Origin of the sequence: Streptomyces chryseus (genome assembly GCF_014650755.1) — a bacterium.
Taxonomy (GTDB): Bacteria; Actinomycetota; Actinomycetes; order Streptomycetales; family Streptomycetaceae; genus Streptomyces; species Streptomyces chryseus.
The window spans coordinates 134,950-161,541 of the sequence record NZ_BMVO01000001.1; the positions used below are offsets into that span (position 1 = coordinate 134,950).

At 71.9% G+C, this 26,592-nt stretch carries 21 protein-coding genes; 9 read left to right on the top strand and 12 right to left on the bottom strand.

The genetic code is table 11. The features are described from left to right. Positions 1–42: 42 nt before the first annotated feature. Complete coding sequence (locus IE185_RS00680) at positions 43–1,017, top strand: COX15/CtaA family protein (RefSeq protein ID WP_138894761.1); 975 nt, start codon at positions 43–45, stop codon at positions 1,015–1,017. Here IE185_RS00680 and IE185_RS00685 read toward each other — a convergent pair. From IE185_RS00685 to IE185_RS00695, 3 genes are all read right to left on the bottom strand, one after another. Beyond that, a complete protein-coding gene (locus IE185_RS00685) occupies positions 994–2,130 on the bottom strand; it encodes an amidohydrolase family protein (protein WP_138894762.1) in 1,137 nt (378 codons plus the stop codon). The two genes, IE185_RS00680 and IE185_RS00685, sit on opposite strands and share 24 nt — an antisense overlap. A 64-nt stretch (positions 2,131–2,194) precedes the next feature. Next, positions 2,195–2,554 carry a hypothetical protein gene (locus IE185_RS00690; RefSeq protein WP_138894763.1) on the bottom strand — a complete coding sequence of 120 codons (360 nt, stop codon included), beginning with the start codon at positions 2,552–2,554 and terminating at the stop codon, positions 2,195–2,197. A 48-nt stretch (positions 2,555–2,602) separates the two neighbouring features. Further along, positions 2,603–3,550 carry a heme o synthase gene (locus IE185_RS00695; protein ID WP_167518964.1) on the bottom strand — a complete coding sequence of 316 codons (948 nt, stop codon included), beginning with the start codon at positions 3,548–3,550 and terminating at the stop codon, positions 2,603–2,605. A 335-nt stretch (positions 3,551–3,885) separates the two neighbouring features. Between IE185_RS00695 and tkt the strand changes: the two genes are divergently transcribed. Genes tkt through pgl form a run of 5 tightly spaced genes read left to right on the top strand, consistent with a single transcriptional unit; the run spans position 3,886 to position 10,432 of the window. Continuing rightward, on the top strand, positions 3,886–5,955 hold the full coding sequence (gene tkt, locus IE185_RS00700) for a transketolase (RefSeq protein ID WP_138894764.1): 2,070 nt from the start codon (positions 3,886–3,888) through the stop codon (positions 5,953–5,955). A 36-nt stretch (positions 5,956–5,991) separates the two neighbouring features. Next, positions 5,992–7,110 carry a transaldolase gene (tal, locus tag IE185_RS00705; RefSeq protein ID WP_138894765.1) on the top strand — a complete coding sequence of 373 codons (1,119 nt, stop codon included), beginning with the start codon at positions 5,992–5,994 and terminating at the stop codon, positions 7,108–7,110. A gap of 3 nt (positions 7,111–7,113) precedes the next feature. Then, positions 7,114–8,637: a glucose-6-phosphate dehydrogenase gene (gene zwf, locus IE185_RS00710; protein ID WP_138894766.1), complete on the top strand. Its 1,524-nt coding sequence runs from the start codon at positions 7,114–7,116 to the stop codon at positions 8,635–8,637. Then, positions 8,634–9,653, top strand: coding sequence for a glucose-6-phosphate dehydrogenase assembly protein OpcA (gene opcA / locus IE185_RS00715; protein ID WP_138894767.1), 1,020 nt, complete (start codon positions 8,634–8,636; stop codon positions 9,651–9,653). The genes zwf and opcA overlap by 4 nt, the downstream gene beginning before the upstream one ends. Continuing rightward, positions 9,650–10,432: a 6-phosphogluconolactonase gene (pgl, locus tag IE185_RS00720; RefSeq protein ID WP_138894768.1), complete on the top strand. Its 783-nt coding sequence runs from the start codon at positions 9,650–9,652 to the stop codon at positions 10,430–10,432. Before opcA ends, pgl begins: the two co-directional genes overlap by 4 nt. Before the next feature lie 70 nt (positions 10,433–10,502). Here pgl and IE185_RS00725 read toward each other — a convergent pair whose 3' ends face one another. From IE185_RS00725 to IE185_RS00745, 5 genes are all read right to left on the bottom strand, one after another. Beyond that, a complete protein-coding gene (locus IE185_RS00725; RefSeq protein WP_138894769.1) occupies positions 10,503–11,375 on the bottom strand; it encodes a carbohydrate ABC transporter permease in 873 nt (290 codons plus the stop codon). After that, positions 11,372–12,751 (bottom strand): ABC transporter permease subunit, encoded by a 1,380-nt coding sequence (locus IE185_RS00730; RefSeq protein WP_189714390.1) that lies wholly within the window; start codon positions 12,749–12,751, stop codon positions 11,372–11,374. The genes IE185_RS00725 and IE185_RS00730 overlap by 4 nt, the downstream gene beginning before the upstream one ends. Before the next feature lie 12 nt (positions 12,752–12,763). Then, positions 12,764–14,092 (bottom strand): ABC transporter substrate-binding protein, encoded by a 1,329-nt coding sequence (locus IE185_RS00735; RefSeq protein ID WP_373303682.1) that lies wholly within the window; start codon positions 14,090–14,092, stop codon positions 12,764–12,766. Positions 14,093–14,128: 36 nt separating this feature from the next. Next, positions 14,129–15,796: a glycoside hydrolase family 13 protein gene (locus tag IE185_RS00740; protein ID WP_138897184.1), complete on the bottom strand. Its 1,668-nt coding sequence runs from the start codon at positions 15,794–15,796 to the stop codon at positions 14,129–14,131. 216 nt (positions 15,797–16,012) lie between these two features. Beyond that, on the bottom strand, positions 16,013–17,290 hold the full coding sequence (locus IE185_RS00745) for an ABC transporter substrate-binding protein (protein ID WP_138897185.1): 1,278 nt from the start codon (positions 17,288–17,290) through the stop codon (positions 16,013–16,015). A 193-nt stretch (positions 17,291–17,483) separates the two neighbouring features. Here IE185_RS00745 and IE185_RS00750 point away from each other — a divergent pair, with 193 nt between their 5' ends. Genes IE185_RS00750 through IE185_RS00760 form a run of 3 tightly spaced genes read left to right on the top strand, consistent with a single transcriptional unit; the run spans position 17,484 to position 21,120 of the window. Next, a complete protein-coding gene (locus IE185_RS00750; protein WP_138897186.1) occupies positions 17,484–17,990 on the top strand; it encodes a PadR family transcriptional regulator in 507 nt (168 codons plus the stop codon). After that, positions 17,987–18,799, top strand: coding sequence for an ABC transporter ATP-binding protein (locus tag IE185_RS00755; RefSeq protein WP_138897187.1), 813 nt, complete (start codon positions 17,987–17,989; stop codon positions 18,797–18,799). The genes IE185_RS00750 and IE185_RS00755 overlap by 4 nt, the downstream gene beginning before the upstream one ends. Positions 18,800–18,804: 5 nt before the next feature. Further along, a complete protein-coding gene (locus IE185_RS00760; protein WP_189714391.1) occupies positions 18,805–21,120 on the top strand; it encodes an ABC transporter permease in 2,316 nt (771 codons plus the stop codon). Between the two features lie 361 nt (positions 21,121–21,481). Here IE185_RS00760 and IE185_RS00765 read toward each other — a convergent pair whose 3' ends face one another. Genes IE185_RS00765 through IE185_RS00780 form a run of 4 tightly spaced genes read right to left on the bottom strand, consistent with a single transcriptional unit; the run spans position 21,482 to position 26,500 of the window. Continuing rightward, entirely contained in the window at positions 21,482–23,023 is a 1,542-nt protein-coding gene (locus IE185_RS00765; protein WP_229843294.1) for a PH domain-containing protein, read from the bottom strand. Continuing rightward, positions 23,020–23,529 carry a PH domain-containing protein gene (locus tag IE185_RS00770; protein WP_138895210.1) on the bottom strand — a complete coding sequence of 170 codons (510 nt, stop codon included), beginning with the start codon at positions 23,527–23,529 and terminating at the stop codon, positions 23,020–23,022. The genes IE185_RS00765 and IE185_RS00770 overlap by 4 nt, the downstream gene beginning before the upstream one ends. A gap of 24 nt (positions 23,530–23,553) precedes the next feature. Next, positions 23,554–25,209: a glucose-6-phosphate isomerase gene (pgi, locus tag IE185_RS00775; protein WP_138895220.1), complete on the bottom strand. Its 1,656-nt coding sequence runs from the start codon at positions 25,207–25,209 to the stop codon at positions 23,554–23,556. A 58-nt stretch (positions 25,210–25,267) separates the two neighbouring features. Beyond that, complete coding sequence (locus IE185_RS00780) at positions 25,268–26,500, bottom strand: MFS transporter (protein ID WP_138895211.1); 1,233 nt, start codon at positions 26,498–26,500, stop codon at positions 25,268–25,270. Between the last annotated feature and the right edge of the window lie 92 nt (positions 26,501–26,592).

Sequence of the window (26,592 nt, forward strand, 5' to 3'; positions counted from 1 at the left end):
TTGGGCACCCCTCGTGAATTGCCGCACAAGCCCCGTCCTACGATGGTTCCCGTGTTGACCCCCCTCGCCCTCATCGCGCGGCGCTGGACGCCCACCCCCCGTACGCTCCGGCGCGCCGCGCTCTCCGCCGTCGTGATGACCGTCTTCATCATCGTCACCGGCGGAGCGGTACGCCTGACCGGATCCGGCCTCGGCTGCGACACCTGGCCCAAGTGCACCGACGAAAGCCTCTTCGCGACGCCCGAGCAGGGCCTCCACGGCGCGATCGAGTTCGGCAACCGCATGCTGACGTACGTCCTGTCGGCGGCGGTCGGCTGGGCGATCGTCGCCGCGCGGTCCACGAAGCCGTGGCGGCGGGGTCTCACCCGCCTCGCCTGGGCGCAGTTCTGGATCGTGATGGGCAACGCCGTCCTCGGCGGCATCACGGTCTGGGCGGGCCTGAACCCCTGGACCGTCGCCGGTCACTTCCTCCTCGCCAACGCCCTGCTCACGGTCGCCGTGATCACCTGGCAGCGCACCCGCGAGGGCGACACCGCGCCCCGCCCGCGCGTCCCGCGCCCCGTCCGCAAGCTGTCCTGGGCGCTGCTCGTCACCTCGGCACTGGTGATCGCCCTGGGCACGACCGTGACCGGCTCGGGCAAGCACGCCGGTGACAGCAGCGACGTACCGCGCATGCCGTGGGACTGGGCCGACGCGGCCCACCTGCACGCCGCGGCCGCCTGGGTGGTCTGCGCACTGGCCGTCGCCATGTGGCTGGTGCTGCGCGTGGTGGACGCCCCGGACGACACCCGGGCGCGCGCCCGCGACCTGCTGATCGTCCTGCTCGCGCAGGGCGGCATCGGATACGTGCAGTTCTTCACCGGGGTCCCCGAGATCCTGGTGGGCGCCCACATGCTCGGCTCGTCGCTGATGTGGGTCGCGGTGCTGCGCCTGGCGCTGAGCCTGCGCGAGCGTCCGCCGGCAGCGGCGCCGACGCTGCCCGTGCAGCCCGGCTCAGCGGTGGCCGCCGCCGTCTGAGGGGTCCTCGGGCAGTCCGTAGACGCGGCGGGCGTTGCCCGCCGCGACCATGGCGGCGACCCGCTCGGCGTCCGCCCGCGACCACGCGCCGTCGCCGACCCAGCCGCCGAGCACCCGGCCGAGCGCCTCCCGGAACAGCCGCGCCCCCACGACGTGCAGCTCGGGCAGGCCGCGCGCGCCGCTGGAGAAGAGCAGCTTCCCGAAGGGCGCGAGTTCCAGGATCTCCGCGAGCACGGCCGCCGCCCGCGCCCCCGTGTGCGCGAGCGCGGGGCCCAGGTCGGCGTACACGTGCGGGAAGACGCTCGCCAGGTGTGCGGCGTGCCGGTGGTACGGATAGCCGTGCAGCAGCACCAGGTCCGTGCCGAGGCCCGCGGTCGCCGCGGCGAAGTCGGTGAGCAGCACCGGGTCGGTACGGTCGATGCGCAGCCCGGGGCCGGCCGTCCCCGCCTGGAGCTGCAGCGGCAGCCCGGAGGCGACGGCGGCCCACAGCAGGTGTCGCAGCACGACGGGATCGGTGAGCGCGGCGCCGGCCCGGCGCCCGGCCAGCCAGCGCCCCACCGCGCCGCGCACCTCGCCGGGCCCCGGCGGGTGCGGCGCGAGGGCGAGTCCGTGCCGTACGCCGGCCACCGAGGTGAACGCCACGGCGGAGCCCGCCGCGCTGTGCACGGCCTCGGCGAGGTTGGCGAGGAAGCCGTCGACGGTGCCGGAGGTGTCGGCGACCTGCTCGGCGAGGAGTTCCAGGCGCACGATCTCGCGGGCCTGGGCATCGCCCGCGGCGGCGATCTCAACGGGCCCGGTGAGGTCGCCCGGCAGGCCGGTGTCGACCAGGTAGGTGGAGATGCCGCTGCCCCGCAGCAGCCTCCTGCCGGTCTCCAGCACGCCCAGCTCCCTGCGGCGGGCGAGGTAGCGCGCCGGCGGGCAGTGCGGTTCGAGGCCCAGCAGCGGCGGGCACCAGCGGCGGACCGCGAAGCCGGTCTGGGTGTCGAAGAACGTGGTGCCGGACGCGGGGGGCGCGGGGGTCCTGCCGAGGTAGGTCTCGAAGGTGCCGAGGCCCAGCTCCGTACGGAGCACTCCGTGGCAGTACTGGTCCACCAGGGCAGGCGTTTCGATCATCCGGGGCTCCTGTGGTGGACGTGCTTCCACAGGTTCTAACGGGTGACCCCCGCGTCAGGTGTTGCTAGGCGGACGGCTGAGCACTCTGGGCCGGTGCGTCGGCCGGGCCGTTGGACGGGCCGCCGACCTGGATCCCGGCCATCCGGCTCCACTCGTACGGGCCCGTGCGCACCCTGGCGGCGAAGTCGCCGTCGAAGGACTCGTGCAGGGTGATCCCGGCCTTCTCGGCGGCGCTCCGCGCGACGTCGTGGGTCGGGGCGACGAGGTCGCCCCAGCCGCCGTCCTCGCCGACGAGCACGATCCGGGTGCCCACCTGGCCGATGTAGGCGAGCTGCCCCTCGGCGCCGCCGTGCTGCTTGGCGAAGGCGGTGATCTCCTTGGCGAGCTTCGCCACCTTGCGCTCTGCCTGCTTCGTGTCTGCCATGACGCCGATGCTACCGACGGGTAGCCCGGCGGTCCACAGCCGGAGGGCCTACCGCAGGAAGGGGTCCACCGCCACCGCTACGAACAGCAGCGAGACGTAGGTGATGGACCAGTGGAACAGCCGCATCTCCTTGAGCTTGCCGCCGGTGACCCCGGACTTCGCGCGGGCCTGGAGCCCGTGCGCCTCCTTGAGCCACCAGCCGCCGGCCACCAGGGCGACGCAGGTGTAGAACCATCCGGTGTAGCCCATCGGGGTCAGCAGCAGCGAGACGCCGACCATCACCCAGCTGTACGCGACGATCTGGCGGGCCACGACCTTGTTGGAGGCGACGACGGGGAGCATCGGAACGCCCACCCGCGCGTAGTCGTCCTTCACCTTCATCGACAGCGGCCAGTAGTGCGGCGGCGTCCAGAAGAAGATGACCATGAACAGCACGACGGCGGCCCAGGACATCGAGTTCGTGACGGCGGACCAGCCGATGAGGACCGGCAGGCAGCCCGCGATGCCGCCCCAGACGATGTTCTGCGCCGTGCGCCGCTTGAGGATCATCGTGTAGACGACGACGTAGAACAGGAGCGCGCCGAGCGACAGGGCGGCGGACAGCCAGTTGACGAGCAGTCCGAACCAGAGCGTGGAGATCACGGCCAGGCTGATACCGAAGACGAGGCATTCCGCCGGGCTCACCATGCCGGTGACCAGCGGACGCTGTGACGTGCGGTCCATCAGCGCGTCGATGTCACGGTCGATGTACATGTTCAGCGCGTTGGCGCCGCCGGCCGACAGGTAGCCGCCGAGGCAGGTCACCAGTACCAGCCACAGGTCGGGCACACCCTGCTCGGCCAGGAACATCACCGGCACAGTGGTGATCAGCAGCAGTTCGATGATCCGAGGCTTGGTCAGTGCCACGAACGCTTTGACCCGGGCTCCGAACGGCCGATGGCCCCCCGGGCTGGGAGTCAAGGCGACCCCTGCGGGTCGGGACTCGACGGCCGTCACGCACACCCCTGACAGAGAAATTCCAGCAAGCTCCGGACGTGAAGGCCCGGTAAAGACTTGCGCGTACCACGCCACTCTAGACGTTGCCCGGACACCGATCTCCGCCGGGGTCGGCTCGTGTTGAGTACCGCCGGGGGCGGGTCCCGTACATACAAGGTGAACTCCGGGAGGCGAAGTCTCCCCCCGCCCGCAGGCTGGTCCGTGTCCGCTTTTGTCCGAGGCCGTCCAAGCCTCGGACTCGAAGAGACGCGTGTTCTCGCGGGGGTAGGCTCGACTACGCCCGGTGCGCTACCAGTCGCCGGGATTCGACATGTGGAGAGGAGCCCTGACTCAGGGTGAGCACCAAGCCGACCACCACAGATCTCGAGTGGACCGAATTGGACCAGCGGGCTGTCGATACCGTCCGCGTCCTGGCCATGGATTCCGTACAGAAGGTCGGCAACGGCCACCCTGGTACGGCCATGAGCCTCGCCCCGGCCGCGTATGTGCTGTTCCAGAAGCTGATGCGCCACGACCCCAGTGACGCGAACTGGACCGGCCGCGACCGTTTCGTCCTCTCACCCGGTCACTCCAGCCTGACGCTCTACATCCAGCTCTACATGGCCGGCTACGGCCTGGAGCTGGACGACCTGAAGGCGTTCCGCACCTGGGGCAGCCTGACGCCGGGTCACCCCGAGCACGGGCACACGACCGGCGTGGAGACCACCACGGGCCCGCTGGGCCAGGGCATCGCCAATGCCGTCGGCATGGCGATGGCCGCCCGCTACGAGCGCGGTCTGTTCGACCCGGAGGCCGCCGAGGGCGCCTCCCCGTTCGACCACACCATCTGGGCGATCGTCTCCGACGGCGACCTGGAGGAGGGCATCTCGGCCGAGGCGTCCTCGCTCGCGGGCCACCAGAAGCTCGGCAGCATCGTCGCCCTGTACGACGACAACCACATCTCGATCGAGGGCGACACCGAGACCGCCTTCTCCGAGGACGTGCTGAAGCGGTACGAGGCGTACGGCTGGCACGTGCAGCGCGTCGAGCAGAACGCCAACGGCGACTTCGACGTCAAGGCCCTGTACGCGGCCCTGAAGGCGGCGCAGGACGAGACCGAGCGCCCGTCGATCATCGCGGCGCGCACGATCATCGCCTGGCCCGCCCCGAACGCCCAGGGCACCGAGGCCTCGCACGGCTCGGCGCTGGGCGAGGAGGAGATCGCGGCCACCAAGCGCGTGCTGGGTTTCGACCCCGAGCAGCACTTCCAGGTCGACGACGACGTCTTCGCGCACGTCCGCAAGGCGGCCGACCGCGGCCGCGAGGAGCACGCCGCCTGGGACAAGAAGTTCCAGGAGTGGCGCGACGCCAACGCGGAGCGCGCCGCCACGTTCGACCGCGTCGCCAAGGGCGAGCTGCCCGAGGGCTGGGAGAAGTCGCTCCCCGTCTTCGAGCCCGGCAAGGCCGTCGCGACCCGTGCCGCCTCCGGCAAGGTCCTCCAGGCGCTCGGCGCGGTCATCCCCGAGCTGTGGGGCGGCTCCGCCGACCTCGCCGGCTCGAACAACACGACGATCGACAAGACCTCGTCGTTCCTGCCCGTCGGCAACCCGCTGCCCGAGGCGAACCCGTACGGACGTACGGTCCACTTCGGCATCCGCGAGCACGCCATGGGCTCGACGATGAACGGCATCGCGCTGCACGGCAACACCCGCATCTACGGCGGCACCTTCCTGGTGTTCTCCGACTACATGCGCCCCGCCGTCCGCCTCGCCGCGCTGATGAAGCTGCCCGTGACGTACGTCTGGACGCACGACTCCATCGGTCTGGGCGAGGACGGCCCGACGCACCAGCCGGTCGAGCACATGGCCGCGCTGCGCGCCATCCCCGGTCTGAACATGGTCCGCCCGGCCGACGCCAACGAGACGGCGATCGCCTGGCGCGAGATCCTCCGCCGCAACGACGCTCCGCACGGTCTGGCGCTGACCCGCCAGGGTGTGCCGACGTACGAGGCGAACGAGGACGCCGCGCGTGGCGGTTACGTACTCGCCGAGGCCGAGGGCGGTCAGCCGCAGGTCGTGCTGATCGGCACCGGCTCCGAGGTCCAGCTCGCCGTCGAGGCGCGCGAGCAGCTCCAGGCGGCCGGTATTCCGACCCGTGTGGTGTCGATGCCCTCGATCGAGTGGTTCGAGGAGCAGGACCAGGGGTACCGCGACAGCGTGCTGCCGCCGTCCGTCAAGGCCCGTGTCGCGGTCGAGGCGGGCATTGCCCTGACCTGGTACCGGTACGTCGGTGAGGCCGGCCGCATCGTCTCGCTGGAGCACTTCGGAGCTTCTGCGGACGCCAAGGTGCTCTTCCGGGAGTTCGGTTTCACCGCGGACGCGGTCACGGCAGCGGCCCGGGAATCCCTGGCTGCCGCAGCGCGCTGACGCCGGTATATACGACAAGTAGGAGATGCAACTCTCATGACAGACGCACTCAAGCGCCTCTCCGACGAAGGCGTCGCGATCTGGCTTGACGACCTTTCGCGCCAGCGGATCACGTCCGGCAACCTCGCCGAGCTGATCGACCAGCAGCACGTCGTGGGCGTCACGACCAACCCTTCGATCTTCCAGAAGGCGATCTCCGAGGGCCACGGTTACGACCAGCAGCTCGGCGACCTGGCCGCCCGTGAGGTCACCGTCGAGGAAGCCATCCGCATGATCACGACGGCTGACGTGAGGGACGCCGCCGACATCCTGCGGCCGGTGTTCGACGCGACCGGCGGCCAGGACGGCCGGGTGTCGATCGAGGTCGACCCCCGCCTGGCGCACAACACCCGGGCGACGACGGCCGAGGCCAGGCAGCTCGCCTGGCTGGTGGACCGTCCGAACACCCTCATCAAGATCCCGGCCACCAGGGCGGGAATCCCGGCGATCACCGAGACCATCGGTCTGGGCATCAGCGTCAACGTGACGCTGATCTTCTCGCTGGAGCGCTACCGCGAGGTCATGGACGCCTACCTGGCCGGTCTGGAGAAGGCGAAGGCCGCGGGCCTGGACCTCTCGAAGATCCACTCGGTGGCGTCGTTCTTCGTGTCCCGTGTGGACAGCGAGATCGACAAGCGTCTCGACGGCATCGGCACGGACGAGGCCAAGGCCCTCAAGGGCAAGGCCGCGCTGGCCAACGCCCGGCTGGCCTACCAGGCCTACGAAGAGGTCTTCAGCAGCGACCGCTGGGCCGCTCTGGACAAGGCCAACGCCAACAAGCAGCGTCCGCTGTGGGCGTCGACCGGCGTCAAGGACCCGTCGTACAAGGACACCCTGTACGTCGAGGACCTCGTCGCCCCCGGCACGGTGAACACCATGCCCGAGGCGACCCTGGAGGCGACCGGCGACCACGGGCAGATCTCGGGCAACACGATCGCCGGCACGTACGAGCAGGCGCGCGCCGAGCTCGACGCCGTCGAGAAGCTCGGCATCGGCTACGACGACGTGGTGCAGCTGCTCGAGGACGAGGGCGTCGACAAGTTCGAGGCGTCCTGGAACGACCTGCTCAAGTCGACCGAGGCGGAGCTCAAGCGCCTCGCCCCTTCGGAGGGCTAAACATTGTCCAGCAGCAATCCGCTGCGTGACGCTCAGGACCGACGGCTCCCGCGTATCGCGGGGCCGTCGGGCCTGGTCATCTTTGGCGTCACGGGCGATTTGTCACGTAAAAAGTTGATGCCTGCCGTCTACGACCTGGCCAATCGCGGCCTGCTGCCGCCGGGCTTCTCGCTGATCGGCTTCGCCCGCCGCGACTGGGAGAACGAGGACTTCGCCCAGGTCGTCCACGACGCCGTCAAGGAGCACGCCCGTACGCCCTTCCGTGAGGAGGTCTGGCAGCAGCTCATCCAGGGCATGCGGTTCGTCCAGGGCGACTTCGACGACGACAACGCCTTCGAGACGCTGAAGTCGACGATCGCGGAGCTCGACAAGGCGCAGGGCACCGGCGGCAACTTCGCCTTCTACCTGTCCGTGCCGCCGAAGTTCTTCCCCGCGGTGGTCCAGCAGCTCAAGAAGCACGGGCTCGCCGACCAGAAGGAGGGCTCCTGGCGCCGGGCCGTCATCGAGAAGCCCTTCGGGCACGACCTCGCCTCGGCGCAGGAGCTCAACCGGATCGTCCACGAGGTCTTCCCGGCCAACGAGGTCTTCCGGATCGACCACTACCTGGGCAAGGAGACGGTCCAGAACATCATGGCGCTGCGGTTCGCCAACCAGATGTTCGAGCCGCTCTGGAACCGGTCGTACGTCGACCACGTGCAGATCACCATGGCCGAGGACATCGGCATCGGCGGCCGCGCCGGCTACTACGACGGCATCGGCGCCGCCCGCGACGTCATCCAGAACCACCTGCTCCAGCTCCTCGCGCTGACCGCCATGGAGGAGCCCGCCTCCTTCGACGCGGACGCGCTGGTCGCCGAGAAGACCAAGGTGCTCGGCGCGGTCAAGCTGCCGAAGGACCTGGGCCGCGAGACGGTGCGCGGGCAGTACGCGGCGGGCTGGCAGGGCGGCGAGAAGGCCGTCGGCTACCTCCAGGAAGACGGCATCGACCCCAAGTCGAAGACCGACACCTACGCGGCGATCAAGCTGGAGATCGACAACCGCCGCTGGGCGGGCGTCCCCTTCTACCTCCGTACGGGCAAGCGCCTCGGCCGCCGCGTCACCGAGATCGCGGTCGTCTTCCAGCGCGCCCCGCACTCCCCCTTCGACCACACGGCCACCGAGGAACTCGGGCAGAACGCCCTGGTCATCCGCGTCCAGCCGGACGAGGGCGTCACGGTCCGGTTCGGCTCGAAGGTGCCGGGGACCGCGATGGAGGTGCGGGACGTCTCGATGGACTTCGCGTACGGCGAGTCCTTCACCGAGTCCAGTCCGGAGGCGTACGAACGCCTGATCCTGGACGTGCTGCTCGGCGACGCCAACCTCTTCCCGCGTCTCGAGGAGGTCGAGCAGTCCTGGCGGATCCTCGACCCGATCGAGGAGTACTGGGACAAGCACGGCAAGCCCGCGCAGTACCAGGCCGGTACCTGGGGCCCGGTCGAGGCGGACGAAATGCTCGCACGAGACGGACGGAGCTGGCGTCGGCCATGAAAATCGACCTGACGGACACCACGTCCAGCAAGATCAACAAGGCTCTGGTCCAGGGCCGCCGCGCCATCGGCACACCGGCCGTGGGCATGGTGCTGACGCTGGTCATCGTCACCGACGAGGAGAACGCGTACGACGCGCTCAAGGCGGCCAACGAGGCCTCCCGCGAGCACCCGTCGCGCACCCTCGTCGTCATCAAGCGGGTCTCGCGCTCGCCGCGCGACCGCGCCCAGGCGCGCCTCGACGCCGAGGTGCGGGTGGGCACTGCGGCGGGCACCGGCGAGACGGTCGTCCTGCGGCTGTACGGCGAGGTCATCGACCACGCCCAGTCGGTGGTGCTGCCGCTGCTGCTGCCTGACGCGCCCGTCGTGGTGTGGTGGGCGGCCAACGCGCCGCTCGACCCGGCGAACGACCCGCTCGGCGCGCTCGCCCAGCGCCGGGTCACGGACACGTACGCGGCCGAGCAGCCGGTCGAGGAACTGACGGCGCGCGCCGAGGCGTACACGCCGGGCGACACCGACCTGTCGTGGACGCGCATCACGCCGTGGCGCTCGATGCTCGCGGCCGCGCTGGACCAGGTGGAGTGCGAGGTCACCTCGGTCGAGGTGGAGGGCGAGGGGTACAACCCCAGCGTCGAGCTGCTCGGCATGTGGCTCGCCGACCGGCTCGGCGTACCGGTGAGGCGTTCCGTGTCGTCCGGTCCCGGTCTGACCGGCGTGACGATGGAGACGAACTGCGGGCCGATCAAACTCGGCCGTTCGGACGGTTCGCTGGCGTCGCTGTCCATCGAGGGGCAGCCGGACCGCGCGGTGGCGCTCAAGCGGCGGGAGACCGCCGAGCTGATCGCCGAGGAGCTGCGCAGGCTGGACCCGGACGACACGTACGCGTCGGCGCTGAAGTACGGCGTCGAGCGGCTCGGTGAGCACAACTCCAAGGAGCCGGCGGCGGACAAGCCGGCGGCCGCTTCGGCGAAGAAGACCGCTTCGGGCTCCGCGGCCAAGAAGGCGGCGTCGAAGTGAGCACACCGCAGCTCGTCGTCCACCACGACAAGGAGCTGATGGCGCAGGCCGCCGCGGCCCGGCTGATCACGAAGGTCGTGGACGCCCAGGCCACGCGCGGGGCGGCGTCGGTCGTGCTGACCGGCGGGCGCAACGGCAACGGTCTGCTGGCCGCGCTGGCCTCGTCGCCGGCGCGGGACGCGGTCGACTGGTCGCGGCTCGACCTGTGGTGGGGCGACGAGCGCTTCCTCCCCGAGGGTGACCCCGAGCGCAACGTCACCCAGGCGCGCGAGGCACTGCTGGACGCGGTGCCGCTGGACCCGGCCCGGGTGCACGCGATGCCCGCCTCGGACGGGAGGTTCGGCGACGACGCGGACGCGGCGGCGGCCGGGTACGCCGCGGAGCTGGCCTCGGTCGCCGGGTCCGAGGACCACGGCCCGGTGCCGACGTTCGACGTACTGATGCTGGGCGTCGGTCCCGACACCCACGTCGCGTCGCTGTTCCCGGAGCTGCCCGCGGTCCGCGAGACGGAGCGCACGGTGGTGGGCGTGCACGGCGCGCCCAAGCCGCCGCCCACCCGCATCACCCTCACGCTGCCCGCGATCCGCGCGGCGCGCGAGGTGTGGCTGCTGGCGGCGGGCGAGGACAAGGCGAAGGCGGCGGCCCTCGCGCTGTCCGGCGCCGGGGAGATCCAGGCCCCGGCGGCGGGCGCGTACGGCCGTCGCCGCACGCTGTGGCTGCTGGACGACGCGGCGGCCTCCGAGCTGCCGCGCGAGCTCTACCGTCCGGCCATTCCCTGACGGGGAGCCACCGCGTGACGAAGGCCCGGACCGCCTCACGGCGGTCCGGGCCTTCGTCATGGGCGTGCGGTTACTTGACCGAGCCGGCCATGACGCCCTGCACGAAGTGCCGCTGGAAGGCGAAGAAGACCGCCACCGGCACGACGAGCGAGAGGAACGCGCCGGGTGCCAGCACGTCGATGTTGCTGCCGAACTGCCGTATCTGGGACTGGAGCGCCACCGTGAGCGGCTGCGAGGCGCTGTCCGCGAAGAGGAGGGCGACCAGCATGTCGTTCCAGACCCACAGGAACTGGAAGATGGCCAGGCTGGCGAGGGCGGGGCGGCCCACGGGCAGGACCAGTTGAACGAAGATGCGCCACTCGCTTCCGCCGTCCATGCGCGCCGCCTCCAGCATCTCGCGCGGGATCTCGGCGAAGTAGTTCCGCAGCAGGAAGATGGCGAACGGCAGCCCGTACGCGACGTGGAACAGCACGACGCCGGGGATGGTGCCGAAGAGCCCGAGCTGCCCGAACAGCTTGGCCACGGGCAGCAGTCCGACCTGCACGGGCACCACGAGCAGCGCCACGACCACCAGGAACAGCGCGTCCCGGCCCGGGAACTCCAGCCAGGCGAAGGCGTACGCGGCGAGTGCCGAGAGTACGACGACCAGCGTGGTGGCGGGCACCGAGATGAGCACGGTGTTCCAGAACGCCTGGGTGATGCCCGTGTCGGCGAGCAGCGTGCTGTAGTTGTCGAACGACAGCTGTCCCGGTTCGGCCAGCGCGGTCCACCAGCCGCTGCCCGCGTTGTCCCGCTCGGAGCGGAGCGAGGACAGGAAGAGCCCCGCCAGCGGTGTGATCCAGATCAGTCCCACGACGACCAGCACGGCCTGGACCACTCCGCTGCTCAGTCCGCGGGTCAGCCGCGCGGGCCAGGCCCGGCGCGGGTCGGTGGAGGTGGTCATGACTGACTCCTGCGGAAGCGGCGGACGTTGAAGAGCATGGCGGGGACCACCAGCACCAGCAGAAGCACCCCGAGCGCGCTGCCGAGCCCCTGGTCCTGGCCGCCGCCGAAGGACACCAGCCACATCTGGGTGGCCAGTACGGTGGCTTCCTCCTGCACCGGGCCGGGCGCGATGATGTAGACGAGGTCGAAGACCTTCATCACGTTGATCACCAGCGTCACGAAGACCACGGTCAGCACCGGGGCGAGCAGCGGCACCGTGATCCTGCGGAAGATCTGCCACTCGTTCGCCCCGTCCATCCGGGCCGCCTCCAGGGTCTCCCGGGGCAGGGCGGAGAGCCCGGCGCCGATGAGCACCATCGCGAAGCCGGTCCAGATCCACAGGTACGCGCCGATGACGGCCGGTGTGACGAGGGCGGGCCCGAGCCAGGAGACGCCCTCGTACGGCGGGGCGAAGTTCTCCGCGGGCAGCCGCAGTTCGTAGGAACCGGCGGCAAGGCCCGCGAAGCGGAAGGAGCCGTCGGCCCCGGTGGTGGCCCGCGCGGCCACCTTGCCGTCGCGCACCGCCTCGACGGCCATCTCCGGCAGTCCGCTCTCCTTCACGTCGACCGTGCCCTGTTCGCCGCCCCCGCCGGGGGTGAAGTCCAGGTAGACGACGCCGCGCAGCTCGTCCGGTCCGGGTTCGGCGCCCGCCGCGCCCCGGGCGGGCACGGCCCCCGCGGGCAGTTCGTCCGGCCGTACGCCGACGAGTGGGAGGTTCACGGTGTGCCCGGGGCGCGCCGCGTCGGTCGTACGGAAGGAGCCGTCCCCGGTCTTGGTGAGTCCCTGTCCGTCGCGGGCGCGGGCGGTGGGATAGGAGGAGGTGTCCTGGAAGGTGCCGTGGACGCCGACCGCCACCGCGTTGAGCACGCCCCGGTCGGGGTCCTCCTCGTACGCGAGCCGGAAGATGATGCCGGCGGCGAGGAAGGAGACCGCCATCGGCAGGAAGAGCAGCAGCTTGAAGGCGGTCGCCCAGCGGACCTTCTCGGTGAGTACGGCGAGGATCAGCCCGAGGCCGGTCAGCAGGGTGGGGGCGACGACCACCCAGATGGTGCTGTTGCGGATTGCTTTGAGCGTGGCCGGGTCGCGGAACATCTCGGTGTAGTTGTCGCCGCCGACGAAGCGGGTGCCGGTGGCGTCGAAGAAGCTGCGCCCGACGGAGAAGAGCATCGGGTAGACGACCAGTACGCCGAGCAGCAGCAGGGCGGGAAGGGCGAACACCACGGCCACGAACCAGCGGCGGCGGGTGGCACCGCGCCGGGACCGGGTGCCGGACGGCGGCGGGCCGGCCGGGGAGGACCGGGCGGGGGTACGGGAGGGGCTCGTGAGGGCGGTCATGGCTGTTGGCCCTCAGTTCTTGAAGGCCTTGGCCGCCGCGGCTTCGAGCGCGGCGGCGGTGCCCTTCGGGTCGGCCGGGTCGCGCAGGAAGTCCTGGAGGATCTTCCACTCCCCCATGCCCTTGGTGCCGCCGAAGGCCGCCGGGGCCTGGTCCGACATGTCGAAGCGGACCGTGTCGCCCGCGTCGACGAGCGACTTGGCGATGGTGCGCGCGGTGTCGTCGCCGTAGGCGGCGGGGTCGGCCTTCTTGTTGGGCGAGAGGAAGCCGCCCTCGGCGGCCCAGACCTCCGCCGCCCCGGGGGTGGCGAGGTAGTCCATCAGCGCCATGGCGGCCTTGCGGTTGCGGCCGTCCTTCAGGACCACCGCGGCGTCGCCGCCGCTGACCACCGGCGCCTTGCCGCCGTCCACGGCGGGGAACGGGAAGAAGGCGGCGTCCTCGCCGACCTTCCTGCCGTGCTCCTCCTTGGCTATGGAGCCGACGAAGTCGCCCTCGAAGACCATCGCGGCCTCGGGTTCGGCGCCGAAGACCTGCCCGACGGAGCTGGGGAAGTCGGTGCTGAGCGCGCCGGACCTGCCGCCCGCGACCAGGTCCTTGTCGGAGAACAGCTTGCCGAGCGTGGTGAGGGCCTTGACGACACTCGGGTCGGTCCACGGCAGCTTGTGGGCGGCGAGCCGGTCGTACTTCTCGGGGCCCGCCTGGGAGAGGTAGATGTTCTCGAACCAGTCGGTGAGCGTCCAGCCGTCCTCACCGGCGACGGCGAAGGCGGGCAGTCCGGAGTCGGCGACCGTGGCGGAGCTCTTCAGCATCTCGGCGTACGACTTCGGCGGCTTGACGCCCGCCTGGTCGAGGGCGTCCGGGCTGTACCAGACCGTCGACTTGTGGGCGGCCTTGAAGTAGAGGCCGTAGAAGTCGCCGTCGACGGTGCCGTAGTTCTTCCAGACCGGCGCGAAGTTGTCGGTGACGGTCTGCTCGGTCTTCTTGCCCAGCGGCTGGAGCCAGCCCTTGCGCGCGAACTGCTGCAGCACGCCCACCTGCGGCACCATCACCACGTCGGGGGCGTTGCCACCCTCGATCTTGCTGCCGACGACGGTGGAGACGTTGTCGCCGGTGGAGATGAACTCGACCTTGGCGCCGGTCTTCTCGGAGAAGGCGTCGAGCACCTTGCGGAAGTTCTTCTGTTCGGTGCCGGACCACACACCGGCGACGACCACCTTGCTGCCGTCGAGCTTCCCGCCGCCGCTTCCGGCGGGGGCGATGTCACCGCCGCCGCACGCGGTCGCGCCGAGCGCGAGGGCGAGCGCCGAGGAGCAGGCGGCCACGGTCCGTCGTTGCAGTCTCATCATGGCTGTTCCTTCCGAAGGGTGGAGAGGGAGGGGTCACAGGGCGGCGCTGTCACTGATCCACCAGGCGGCGGTGGATCCGGGCAGTACGCCGTTGACGATGGGGCCGCTGGCCAGCAGCGGGGTGCCGGCGACCGGGGCCGGGACCGGGCCGGTGCCGAAGTTGACGGCGCACACCAGCCCGTCGCCCCGGACGAAGGCGAGCACCTCGGGCGGGCTCTCCAGCCAGCGCAGGCCGCCCTCGGCGAACTGCGGCAGGCCGCGCCGCAGTTGCAGGCCGTCGCGGTAGAGGTGCCAGAAGGAGCGGGTGTCGGCGAGCGCCCGGTCGGTGGCGTGCTCGGCGAACCATTCGGGCTGCGGCAGCCACGGCCTGGCTCCCTCCGTGCCGGAGGTGAAGCCGAACGGGGAGGCGTGTCCGGACCACGGGAGCGGGACCCGGCAGCCGTCACGGATGCGCTTGCGGCTGCCCGTACGGCGGAATATCGGGTCGGTCAGGACGTCGTCCGGCAGGTCCACGACCTCGGGCAGGCCGAGCTCCTCGCCCTGGTAGATGTACGCCGAACCCGGCAGCGCCATCATCAGCAGCGCGGCGGCCCTCGCGCGCGCCGAGCCGAGGCCGCTGCCCCCGGTACCGGACTCGCCGTAGCGGGTGACGGTGCGTACCTGGTCGTGGTTGTTGAGGACCCACGTGACCGTGGAGCCGGTGCCCGCGATGTCCTGCATCGCTCCGGAGATGATCTTCTGGAACGCGTCGGCGTCCCAGGGGGCGCCGAGCAGGTCGAAGAAGAACGCCTGGTGCAGCTCGTCGGGGCGTACGTACAGGGCGTGCTCGCGGGGGGTGGGCACGGAGACCTCGCCCACCAGCAGCCGTTCCCGGCCGTCCCTCGCGGCGTACTCCTCGCAGACGGCGCGCCAGCGGCGCCACACGTCGTGCACCTCGGGCTGGTTCCAGGCGAGCGGGTTGACGGAGTCGCGGGTCCGCTCGTCGGCCTCGGGGTCCGGGGAGTCGGGGAGTTCGGGGTGCTTGAAGAGTCCCGCCGCGACGTCGATGCGGAAGCCGTCGACGCCCCGGTCCAGCCAGAAGCGCAGGACGTGCTCGAAGTGGGCGCCGACCTCCGGGTTGCGCCAGTTCAGGTCGGGCTGCTCGGGGGTGAACATGTGGAGGTACCACTGGCCCGGAGTGCCGTCGGCTTCGACGACGCGCGACCAGGCGGGGCCGCCGAACATCGCCCGCCAGTTGTTGGGCGGCTCCTCGCCGTCCGGGCCCCTGCCGTCGGCGAAGTGGAAGCGGGCGCGGGCCACGCTGCCGGGGCCGGCGGCCAGTGCCTCGCGGAACCAGACGTGCTCGCTGGAGCAGTGGTTGGGGACGATGTCCAGCAGCACCTTGACGCCGAGCCGCCGGGCGGCGGTGACCAGCAGGTCGAACTCGGCGAGATCACCGAAGACCGGGTCGACGTCGCAGTAGTCGGCGACGTCGTAGCCGTGGTCGTGCTGCGGCGAGGGGTAGAACGGGCTCAGCCAGATGCCGTCGACGCCGAGCTTCTTGAGGTACGGAAGCCCCGCCCGTACGCCGGCCAGGTCGCCGATGCCGTCGCCGGTGCTGTCCAGGAAGCTGCGGACGTACACCTGGTAGATCACCGCGTCCCGCCACCAGTGGTGCGCGACGCGAAGGGGGAGGCCGTTGTCGGCCGGGGCAGTGAGCATCACCCGTTGACCTGTTCCTACTTGTGCGAGCGGGAGCGCCCAGACGTCCAGCGCGGCCGCCCCCCGTTATGCATGCATGTTAAGTAGGTGTGACGAGAGGGTGTCAACGATGCGGCAGAAAGCTGCCTGGAGTTACGTGGGAATGTCCCGATACTCGATAGAGCTCAGATACCTAACATGTAACCAAGACGATGCCGGGCGAGCACCCGGAAGGTCTCAGCCTCTGCGGGCGACGGCCCGCAGCTCCCGCGCCAGCCGGTCCACGGCCCGCTCCGGGCTCTGGCGCATCGCCAGCGCGTCGTACGCCACGGCCTGCACGGCCAGAGTCACCTGGTCGTAGCGCGGGCTCTTGGGCCGGGGCTCCGCCGCGAGCAGGCTCCGGCGCAGCGTCGGCAGGTACGGGTACGCGCGCACCAGCTGCGGATCGGTGTACAGGGCGGACCGCACCGGCGGCAGTGAGCCCTCGGTGAGCACCTTGCGCTGCACGGGCTCGCTGGTCAGGTACGCCATCAGGTCGGCGGCCGACTCGCGGTGGCGGGAGTCGGCGCTGACCGCGAGGTTCGAGCCTCCCAGCACGCTCGCTCCGGCGCCGTCGGGCCCCGGCAGCGGGGTGACGCCGAACTTTCCGGCGACCTCGGAGTCCTTGCCGCCGGCTCCGGAGTACACGTACGGCCAGTTGCGCAGGAAGAGCAGCCGGCCGTCCTGGAACGCCTGCCGCGACTCCTCCTCCTTGAAGCGCAGCGCCTCCTGCGGGATCCAGCCGTCCCGCACCCCTCGGGCCAGGAAGCCCAGCCCGGCGCGGGCGGCGGCGGAGTCCACGGTGACGCGTTCGCCGTCGTCGCGGAGGAATGATCCGCCCGCCGAGTGCACCGCCTCCGTGACGTTGACGGCCAGCCCCTCGTACGGCAGGAACTGTCCGGCGTACCCGTCGATTCCGTACTTCGGCGCGATCGTCCGCGCCTGCCGCTCCAGGTCCGCCCAGGTGCGCGGCGGCTGTTCGCCCTCGCGCCGCAGGATGTCCTTGCGGTAGTAGAGCAATCCGGCATTCGTGACATAGGGGACGGCGTACAGCCGCCCGTCGAAGGTCGCGGTGTCGACCACCGGAGGCAGGAAGGAGCCGAGGGGGAAGCGGTCGCGCTCGACGGGGGCGATCCACCCGGCGGCGGCGAACTCGGAGGTCCAGGCGACGTCGATGTTGAGTACGTCGAACCGGCCCCTGCCGGCCCGCAGTTCGGTGATCATCTGCGCCCGGGTCTCGTCGGCCGAGTCCGGCAGCTCGACGAGGGTGACCTTCTCGTCCGGATGTGTCCGGTTCCAGCCGTCGAGCAGCGGTCCGAGGTAGCCGGTGAGGTCACCGGCCGTGGCCAGGGTCATCGGCCCGCGTCCGTCCCCGTCGCCCGACGGCCCTTCGGCGCGCGCGCCACCGCCCGCGTAACCGGCCAGGACGACGGCGACGGCCAGGAGCCCCCTGGTGGCGGCTCGTATCCACCGCATAGGTTCGCTCCTTGGGCACCGGCGTCATTCGTCCTCGAGTGGCGTCAGGGGCCATGTATACCCGTTAGGCATGGGCGATACTAGAGCCCGAACGACGACACCAGGGCGATACGGGCCACACTCCGACGGCGGTCGGTCCGGCCGCGACGAGCAGGTACGGATCACGTACGGAACGGGGAGGAGGAGAGCACGCGTGCGCCTGCCCCTTCTCGCCCTCCTCGCCCAGGGACCCGCCCACGGATACGAGCTCAAGCAGGGGCTTGAGCAACTGCTGGGTGCCGCGTACCCTCAGCCGAACGTCGGCCAGATCTACGTCACGCTCGGACGGCTGGAGAAGTCCGGCCTGATCGAGGGCGAGGAGATCGCCCAGTCGAACCGGCCGAACAAGAAGATCTACCGGCTGACCGACGCCGGGCGGGAAGCACTGCACGTCTGGTTCGAGGACCCGACCGACGAGCCGCGCGTACGGGACGAGTTCTTCATGAAGCTCGCCCTCGCACCGGCCTCGGGCATGGCCGACCAGGTCACTCTCATCAACAAACAGCGGCGTCAGTACCTCAACACCCTGCGGGATCTGTCGAAACTCGCCGCCGCCGAGGACCGGGACAACCGGATCTCCCAGCTGCTGATCGAGGGCGCGATGCTGCATCTGCAGGCCGACCTCGACTGGCTGGAACGCTGTCAGGAGGAGCTGGAATGAGCGACGAAGCACGTTCTTCCGTCGTCCCTTCTTCTGGCGTCCCTTCCTCTGCTGCCTCCGAAGCCGCTGCCGCGCCCCCCGTCCTGCGCGCCGAAGGGCTCGTGAAGACCTACCGGGGCGAAGGCGCCCCGGCCCACGCCGTACGCGGCGTGGACCTGACCGTCCGCCCCGGCGAGTTCGTCGCGATCACCGGTCCGTCCGGCGCGGGGAAGTCCACGCTGCTGCATCTGCTCGGCGGCCTCCAGCGGCCCGACAGCGGCAGCATCTGGCTGGACGGCGCGCGGGTCGACGGCCACAGCGAGGCGGGCTGGGCGGTGCTGCGCCGCCGCCGTATCGGCGTCGTCTTCCAGTTCTTCAACCTGGTGTCGAACCTGACGGTCGCCGACAACATCGAGCTCCCGGCTCTCCTCGCCGGGAGCAACGCGCGACAGGCCCGCGCCGAGCGCCGCAGGCTCCTCACCGAGCTCGGCCTCGAAGGCAAGGAGCGCAGCATGCCGGGCGAGCTGTCCGGCGGTGAACAGCAGCGGGTCGCCCTGGCGCGCGCCCTGGTCAACCACCCCGGCCTGCTCCTCGCCGACGAGCCGACCGGCAGCCTGGACAGCAAGGGCACCCGCGAGGTGATGCGGCTGCTCTCCCGCTTCCACCAGCGCGGCCAGGCCATCCTGCTGGTCACCCACGACCACCGGCTGGCCAGTGCGGCGGACCGGGTCATCAGCTTCTTCGACGGGCGCGTGGCGGACGACGCCGTGCTCGGCGCGAAGACGGGCGGCGGCCGGGGCGTCGCCGGTGTCCTCGAACTGAAGGACTGACAGCGGTGCGGGCCACTCTGCGCTGGGCACACGCCGATCTGCGCACACATCGCGGCGAGGCGCTGTTCATCGTGCTCGCGACCGCCGGGATCATCGTCTCGCTGCTCCTGGCCGGCGCGCTGCTGAGTTACGCCGCGAACCCCTGGCAGCGCGTGTTCAACGAGTCGCGCGGCGCCCATGTGTGGATCCACACCAGCCCCACCGCCGACGCTGCGGGCCTGGCCCGGCTCGACGGGGTCGACGCGTTGTCCGGCCCGTACCGCACCGCCCGTACGACCTTGCGGTCCCAGGGCGCCGAGGCCGCCGTGGAACTGCGCGGCGCCGCGGCCGGACGGCCGCAGACCGGCCGTCCGCTGATCACTTCGGGACGCTGGCTCGACCCGGGCGCGGCAGGCGGCATCGTGCTGGAGAGCAGTCTCGCCCGCGCGCTGTGGGCCGGCCCAGGGGACACACTCACGGTGCCCGGCGCCGACGGGTCGGGCGTACGCCGCCTCACCGTCCTCGGCGTCGCGGACAGCGCCGAGTCGCCGTACCGTCCGGGCGACCGGCCGGGCACCGGCTGGGTGCTGCCCGGCGAACCGGCGCTCACCGGCGCACCGGCCGACCGCACCGGACAGGTGGTCGGCGTGCGGCTCGACCACCCCGACGACACGGACTTCGCCGTGCAGCGGGCGGTCACCGCGCTGGGCGCCGGGGAGGTCACCGAGGTCTCGCACTGGCACCAGGCGCGCGCCGAGGCGCAGAGCGACAGCAGGCTCCTCGGCCTGCTCCTGGGCGTCTTCGGCCTCGGCGCCCTGCTGGCGGCCGCGCTGGCGGTGACCGGCGCGATCAGTACCCGGGTCCGCGGTCATCTGCGGGACATCGCCGTCCTCAAGGCGATCGGCTTCACGCCCGGGCAGGTGGTACGCATCTTCCTCGTGCAGCACCTCGCCTTCGCCCTGACCGGTGTCGTGCTGGGAACGGCGCTGGTGGAGACGCTGGGCGCCCGGACGCCGGGCCGGATCGGCGAGGCGGTCGGGGTGTGGCAGGACCTGCCCGCCCACACCGCCGTACTCCTGTCCCTGCCGGCCGCCGCCCTGCTCTTCATCGGCGCGGCGACCGGCCTCGCCGCGTGGCGGGCGGGGCGCGTCCCGGCCGTGCCGGCGCTGCGGTCCGCCGATCCGGCGGGCGGCCGGATGCCGGCGTTGGCCCGGCGGGCGCTCGGGCTCGGCGTCCCGCCCGCGGCGGTACTGGGCTGGCACGCCGCGTTCGGCCGCCGGAGCCGCTCGCTGTCCTCGGTCGCCCGGCTGGCCCTGCCGATCCTGCTGATCACGGTCGCGCTGAGCGCGTGGTCGACGCTGGACAGCCTCCAGGGCCGGGCAGGGCAGAACGGTCCGGCGGCCGGACTCACGGCCCGCGCGGCGGAAGGCATGGAGGATCACGAGGTACGAGCCGTACTGGACGCGGACCCGAGGGTCGCCGCGGTCCACCCGGGCGTGGAGGTCGCGGCGCTGGTCCCGGGCCAGACCGGCACGATCGCTCTGCGCGGCCTGGGCTCCCGAACGGCCCCGTACCCCTTCTCCCCTGCCGAGGGCCGGGCGCCGCACGGGCCCGACGAGGCGGTCGCGGGCCAGGGGCTGCTCGATCTCCTCGACATCCGGGTCGGCGACTGGGTGCGGATGACGGTGGGCGGGCGACCGCAGATCCTGCACATCGTCGGCCGGGTGATCGAACCGGAGAACGCCGGCCGGGTCGTCACCACCGACCTCGACACGCTCCGCGAACGCGACCCCTCGCTCGAACCGGCCTTCTACCAGCTCCGGCTGCGGCCGGGCGCAGACACGGAGGCGGTGAGCACGCGACTCGCGGGCGCGCTGGACGGCCGACTGGACGTCGCCAGGGCGGCGGGTTCCGCCGAGGGACTGGCTCCGGCGCGGGCCGTGGTCATGGGACTGGTCGCGGTACTGGCCCTGATCGGCCTCACCGAACTGCTCACCGTGATCGGGGCGAGCGTGCGCGAGCGCGAGCGGGACCTGCTGGCTCTCAAGGCGATGGGCCTGACCCCGCGCCAGGTCACGTCGATGATTGTGACCTCGGCCGCTCTGACGGCATTGGCCGCCTCGGTGGCCGGCACGGCGTTCGGAGTGCTGCTGGCCGGCCGGCTGATCGACGCGCAGGGCCGATCGAGCGGCGTGGGCGCGGGCATCGCCCATGCGCCTCCCGGCCTCGTGCTGCTGGGGGTGGTGACGGCGGCGGTCCTCGGAGCGACCACGGCCGCCGCCCTCCCCGCCACCCGGGCAACCCGCCACCGCCCGTCAACCCCCCTGACCACAGCAGCCTGACCCCCGCTGCCCCTCCACCCCCACCTGCGCCCAGGCCCTCGGGACGATCCCGCCACCACCCCCACCATTCACAGCCCGACCGGCACTCAGGGCCGTACGGCCGAGGCGGCAACACCTGCTCCGTACCGCCGCCTCAGCCCGCCCGTCGCTTGGGCACCGGGGCCCGGGGCGAAGCCCCACAACACCCCCACCGCCCCCAACCCGTCCGTCGCTTGAGCACCGGCGCCCGGGGCAGCGCCCCGGTTCGGGGAGGGGCGGGGTGGGGAAGCCCCCGGCAGGGCGCGCAGGGGGCGGCGACCGCCAGCAGGGCCGCGCAGGGCATATCAGCCGGCGGCCCCACGCAGGCGGCCGGCAGGGTGGGTCAGTCGGCGGGTCGGTCCAGGAACGGGGCCAGCAGCCCCGGCACCGCCTCGTCGGCGAAGGCCAGCCCCTCCCCCTCGGCGGCGTCGTACACCGAGTACGCCCCCGCCCCCGCCGCAGTGGTCGCGGTCAGCGTGACCAGCCCGGCCCGTCGCTGGAAGACGGACTGCTTGACCGTCCAGCCGATCACGCCGCCCCGCCGCAACGCGACCGTCGTACGCCGCACCGTCCCCGACCGCGCCACCAGGTACTCGCCGCTCACGCCGTGCCCCAGGCTCCTATACGCGTCCCGCCCCAGAAGCACCGCCGTCGGCAGCAGCACCACCCCGCACGCCCCGGCGGCGTACAGCAGCACATCGGTCAGCAGCGCTCCGAGGACGCCCAGCACGAGCACCGGAGCGAGCGCCGCGCCCACCGCCCAGCGCAGCCGGCGCGTGCGCGCGGCCGGCGGGTGCGGCGTGAGCCGGGCCGCCCGCGTCGGCGAAACGGCCTCGCGCAGGACGTGCGCCGCCACCGCCTCCGCCGTGGCCCGGGGCGCTGCGGGCAGCAGTGTCCTGTGGTTCGCGTGACCGCTGTCCTCACCCACCGTCAGCCCCGTGGCGACCGCGTCCACCCGCGCCGCGCCCAACGTCCGTACGCCGAGCGGCTCCACCAGCTCCACCCCCCGCAGTCTGCGCTCCTCGACGGACGTCGACCGGGTGGTGAACAGGCCGCGACGGACCCGCAGCGTGCCGCCCGGCTCCCGCTCCAGCCGGTAGTTCCACCACATCTCGACCCACAGGCCGAGCGCCCCCACGACACCCGCCGTACACGCCCCCACGACGAGCACCACGACGATCCACAGGACCGGCGTGTCCCGGAACCGGTCCAGCACCCAGTCGATCAGCTTCCCCCGCGCGCCGAACCATTCGCTGACCTGCATCAGTCCGCCCACGGCGGCGCCGCCCAGCGCCGGGGCGACGAACGACACCGGGGCGTAGCGGATCCAGGCCGGGTCGAGGACCGCCAGTTCCCCCTCCCGGTGGGAGCCGGCCCCCGCACCGCCCGCCGCCCTCCGGTCCAGCAGCTCCCTGCGCAGCCGTTCGCCCTCCTCGCGCGTGACGGGGTCGAGTGCGAGGGTGGACTCGGCGCCGCCGGTGTTCTCGCCCGTGCCGATGCGGACCTTCACCAGCCCGAGGACCCGCAGCAGCACGTTCGCCGTCAGGTCGACGCTGCGGATGCGCTCACGCGCCAGCGAGCGGCGCTTGACCAGCAGCAGTCCCGTGCGCAGTTCGACCCGTTCGGCGCCGACGCGGTACTTCGTCCTGCGCCACCGCACGAGGTCGAGCGCGGAGCCGCCGGCGATCAGCAGCGCGGCTCCGCCCAGCACCCAGGCGCCCGCCTGCCACAGGGGTCGGCCGGCGGCGAGGCCGACGAACACGGGCGCCCCCGCACCCGTCGCGATACCGGCCATGACCAGTGCCGCGACGAGGACGGTGCGGGGAGCGAGCCGCCGCCAGCCGTCGCCGCCGGCCGCCCGCTCCTCGCCCCCCGGGACGCTCACGTCGCGTCCCCCGGCGTGGACCCCGTGATCACGGTCAGCCGCTCGGCCAGCTCCGCGGCGAGCGCGTGGTCGAGCCCCTCGATCTTCACCGCGCCCTTGGACGACGCGGTGGTGACGATGACCGTGGACAGCCCGAACGTCTGCTCCAGCGGTCCGCGCACGGTGTCCACGGTCTGGATCCGCGACATCGGCGCGATCCGCCACTCCTGCCAGAAGAAGCCGGTACGCACGTACACCGCGTCGTCCGTGACCTCCCATCGGTGCACCCGGAACCACCACAGCGGCAGGAACACCGACGCGGCCGCGCCGAGCACCGCGAGGGCCCCGGCGGCCGGCAGCAGCCACGGGCGTGCGGGCGCGAGGAACGCGCCCAGCACGCCCAGTACGGCCACCGGCCCCGCCGTGAGCAGCAGGCACTGGGTCCGCCACCAGCCGACGACCCGCCGGTCGAGCGTGTTGTTCGGCGGCCTGAGCCGCGCGGTCCCCCCGGACCCGGTCCCGGTCATCGGCCGGACTCCCCCCTCGGTCGGTCAGCGACCGCGCAGCGTCCGGTACGTGGCGGCGAGCGTCGCTGTCGAGCTGTCCAGCCGCTCGGCGCCCGTGCCGTCGCCGGTCAGCACCGGCTCGATCTTCTTGGCCAGGACCTTGCCGAGCTCGACGCCCCACTGGTCGAACGAGTCGATGTTCCAGACGGCGCCCTGGACGAACACCTTGTGCTCGTACAGCGCGATCAACTGCCCCAGTACGGACGGCGTCAGGTCGTCCGCGAGGATCGTCGTGGTGGGGTGGTTGCCGCGGAACGTCTTGTGCGGCACCAGTTCCTCGGCGACCCCTTCCGCCCGCACCTCCTCGGGCGTCCTGCCGAACGCCAGCGCCTGCGTCTGGGCGAGGAAGTTCGCCATGAGCAGGTCGTGCTGGGCCTCCAGGCCGGGCGGCAGGTCGGCGACCGGCCTGGCGAAGCCGATGAAGTCAGCCGGGATCATCTTCGTGCCCTGGTGCAGCAACTGGTAGTACGCGTGCTGCCCGTTGGTGCCGGGCGTGCCCCACACCACGGGCCCCGTCTGCCAGTCGACCGGGTTGCCCTCGCGGTCCACCGACTTGCCGTTGGACTCCATGTCGAGCTGCTGGAGGTACGCCGTGAACTTCGACAGGTAGTGGCTGTAGGGGAGGACCGCGTGGGCCTGTGCGTCGAAGAACGCCCCGTACCAGACGCCCAGCAGCCCGAGCAGCAGCGGCGCGTTCTCCTCGGCGGGCGCGGTGCGGAAGTGCTCGTCGACGAGGTGGAAGCCGTCGAGCAGCTCGCGGAAGCGGTCGGGGCCGATGGCGATCATCAGCGACAGGCCGATGGCCGAGTCCATCGAGTAGCGTCCGCCGACCCAGTCCCAGAACTCGAACATGTTGGCCGTGTCGATGCCGAAGTCGGCGACCTTCTCGGCGTTGGTGGACAGCGCCACGAAATGCTTGGCGACGGCGCCGGCGTCCGCCCGCAGGTTCGTCAGCAGCCAGTCGCGGGCCGACGTGGCGTTGGTGATGGTCTCGATCGTCGTGAAGGTCTTGGACGCGATGACGAACAGCGTCTCCGCCGCGTCGAGGTCGCGCACGGCCTCGTGCAGGTCGGCCCCGTCGACGTTCGAAACGAAACGGACCGTCAGGTCCCGGTCGGTGAAGGAGCGCAGCGCCTCGTACGCCATGGCGGGCCCCAGGTCGGAGCCGCCGATGCCGACGTTGACGACGTTCTTGATGCGCTTGCCGGTGTGGCCGGTCCACTCCCCCGACCTGACCCGCTCGGCGAAGGCGGACATCTTGTCGAGCACCGCGTGCACGGCGGGGACGACGTTCTCGCCGTCGACCTCGATCACCGCGTCGCGCGGGGCGCGCAGTGCGGTGTGCAGCACCGCGCGGTCCTCGGTGGTGTTGATCTTCTCGCCGCGGAACATGGCGTCCCGCAGCTCCGCGACCCCGGCCGCCCCGGCCAGTTCGCGCAGCAGCCCCAGCGTCTCGTCCGTCACCAGGTGCTTGGAGTAGTCGAGATAGAGGTCACCGACCTTGAGGGTGTATCCGGTGCCCCGCTCCGGATCGGCGGCGAACAGTTCTCGCAGATGCGTCTGTCCCAGCTGCTCACGGTGCTTCGCGAGAGCGGCCCACTCGGGCATCTGGTTGAGCCTGGTACGGCTTTCTGCGTTCATCTCGGACATCAGCCCACTTCTTCTCGTACCTGCGTGCATGCCCCGCTGCTCCTCCAACCTAAGCGATCAGAGCGGCGAGCGATGCTATGGCCGCCGCGAAGAGCCCCGCCGCCAGCAGAGCGGGGGTGTTCAGTCCCCAGGCGGACGCCGCCGCGCCGCCCAGCAGCGCGCCGAGCGGGGCGCCGGCGATCGCGAGCGTGCGGAAGGCCGATCCGATCCTCCCCAGCATCGCCTCGGGGCTGCGCTCCTGCATCAGCGTCACCTGCTGGCTGTTCCACACCAGCCCCATGAATCCGAACAGCGCCATCGCCGCGACCGTCACCCACAACGAGCGCACCAGTCCCATCGCGGCCAGGCAGCCGGCCTGCACGGTGCCCGCGGCGAGGACGGCGCGCACCCGTCCGGTGCGCGCGCTGAGGCGTCCCGCGAGGACGCCGCCCGCCACACTGCCCACGCCGTACGCCGTGACGGCCGCCGCGTAACCGCCGTGTCCGCCGTCGAGCCAGCCGGTGACGTGCAGGACCAGCGTGGCGATCAGCGCGGCCATGCCGATGTTGCACAGGGTCGTGGCGACGCAGAGCCCGCGCAGCACCCGGTCGCGCCACAACGCCCGCAGACCCTCGGCGATGTCCCCGCGCAGCGTGGCGCCCGCCGGTCTCGGCGCGCGCTCCGGCGCGCCCGTCCGCACGGAGGCGATCAGCACCGCCCCCAGGACGTACGTCGCGGCGTCGACGGCGTACGGCGCGGCCGTCCCGGCGACCAGGAGCACCGGCACCAGCGGCGCGGCCAGGAAGCCGCCGGCGATCTGCTGCCCGGTCAGCAGCCTGGCGTTGGCGCTGCCCAGCGCTGCCCTGGGCACCACGGCGGGCAGCAGCGCCGTGGCCGCGTTGTCGAACAGGGTCTGGAGGGTGGTGAGAGCGAAGGCGAGCGCGATCAGCAACGCGATCGAGGCGTGGCCGAGGGCGACGGCGGCCGCGAAGGCGGCCATCAGGGCGGCCCGTGCCAGATCCACGGTCCACATCGCCCGCCGCTGGTCCACCCGGTCGGCGACCGCGCCGCCGAGCAGCCCGAACAGCAGCCACGGCAGATAGCCGCACGCCGTCACCAGCGCCACCAGGACGGGGTCCGACGTCAGCGAGGCGGCCAGCAGCGGCAGCGCGGCGGCGCGCAGTGCGTCGCCGAACTTCGAGACGACGGCCGCCGTCCACAGCCGTCCGAATCCCCCGCGCCAGGCCGGTGCCCGGCTCTCCGTCGCGGCCGGCTCCGCCGCCGCGGTATCGCTCGTCGTCACAACTCCCCCTACGGTTCACCTGCTTGGAGAACCGTAGGGGCCGCCACTGACAACGGGCCGGGGAAAGCGGCCCGGCCGGACACCCGAAGGTG

What these genes read in the sequence shown, in the direction of transcription:
- IE185_RS00680 (WP_138894761.1), top strand. Translation starts at nt 43, where the DNA reads ATGGTTCCCGTGTTGACCCCCCTCGCCCTCATCGCGCGGCGCTGGACG.
- IE185_RS00685 (WP_138894762.1), bottom strand. Translation starts at nt 2,130, where the DNA reads ATGATCGAAACGCCTGCCCTGGTGGACCAGTACTGCCACGGAGTGCTC.
- IE185_RS00690 (WP_138894763.1), bottom strand. Translation starts at nt 2,554, where the DNA reads ATGGCAGACACGAAGCAGGCAGAGCGCAAGGTGGCGAAGCTCGCCAAG.
- tal (WP_138894765.1), top strand. Translation starts at nt 5,992, where the DNA reads ATGACAGACGCACTCAAGCGCCTCTCCGACGAAGGCGTCGCGATCTGG.
- opcA (WP_138894767.1), top strand. Translation starts at nt 8,634, where the DNA reads ATGAAAATCGACCTGACGGACACCACGTCCAGCAAGATCAACAAGGCT.
- IE185_RS00725 (WP_138894769.1), bottom strand. Translation starts at nt 11,375, where the DNA reads ATGACCACCTCCACCGACCCGCGCCGGGCCTGGCCCGCGCGGCTGACC.
- IE185_RS00730 (WP_189714390.1), bottom strand. Translation starts at nt 12,751, where the DNA reads ATGACCGCCCTCACGAGCCCCTCCCGTACCCCCGCCCGGTCCTCCCCG.
- IE185_RS00735 (WP_373303682.1), bottom strand. Translation starts at nt 14,092, where the DNA reads ATGAGACTGCAACGACGGACCGTGGCCGCCTGCTCCTCGGCGCTCGCC.
- IE185_RS00740 (WP_138897184.1), bottom strand. Translation starts at nt 15,796, where the DNA reads ATGCTCACTGCCCCGGCCGACAACGGCCTCCCCCTTCGCGTCGCGCAC.
- IE185_RS00745 (WP_138897185.1), bottom strand. Translation starts at nt 17,290, where the DNA reads ATGCGGTGGATACGAGCCGCCACCAGGGGGCTCCTGGCCGTCGCCGTC.
- IE185_RS00755 (WP_138897187.1), top strand. Translation starts at nt 17,987, where the DNA reads ATGAGCGACGAAGCACGTTCTTCCGTCGTCCCTTCTTCTGGCGTCCCT.
- IE185_RS00770 (WP_138895210.1), bottom strand. Translation starts at nt 23,529, where the DNA reads ATGACCGGGACCGGGTCCGGGGGGACCGCGCGGCTCAGGCCGCCGAAC.
- pgi (WP_138895220.1), bottom strand. Translation starts at nt 25,209, where the DNA reads ATGAACGCAGAAAGCCGTACCAGGCTCAACCAGATGCCCGAGTGGGCC.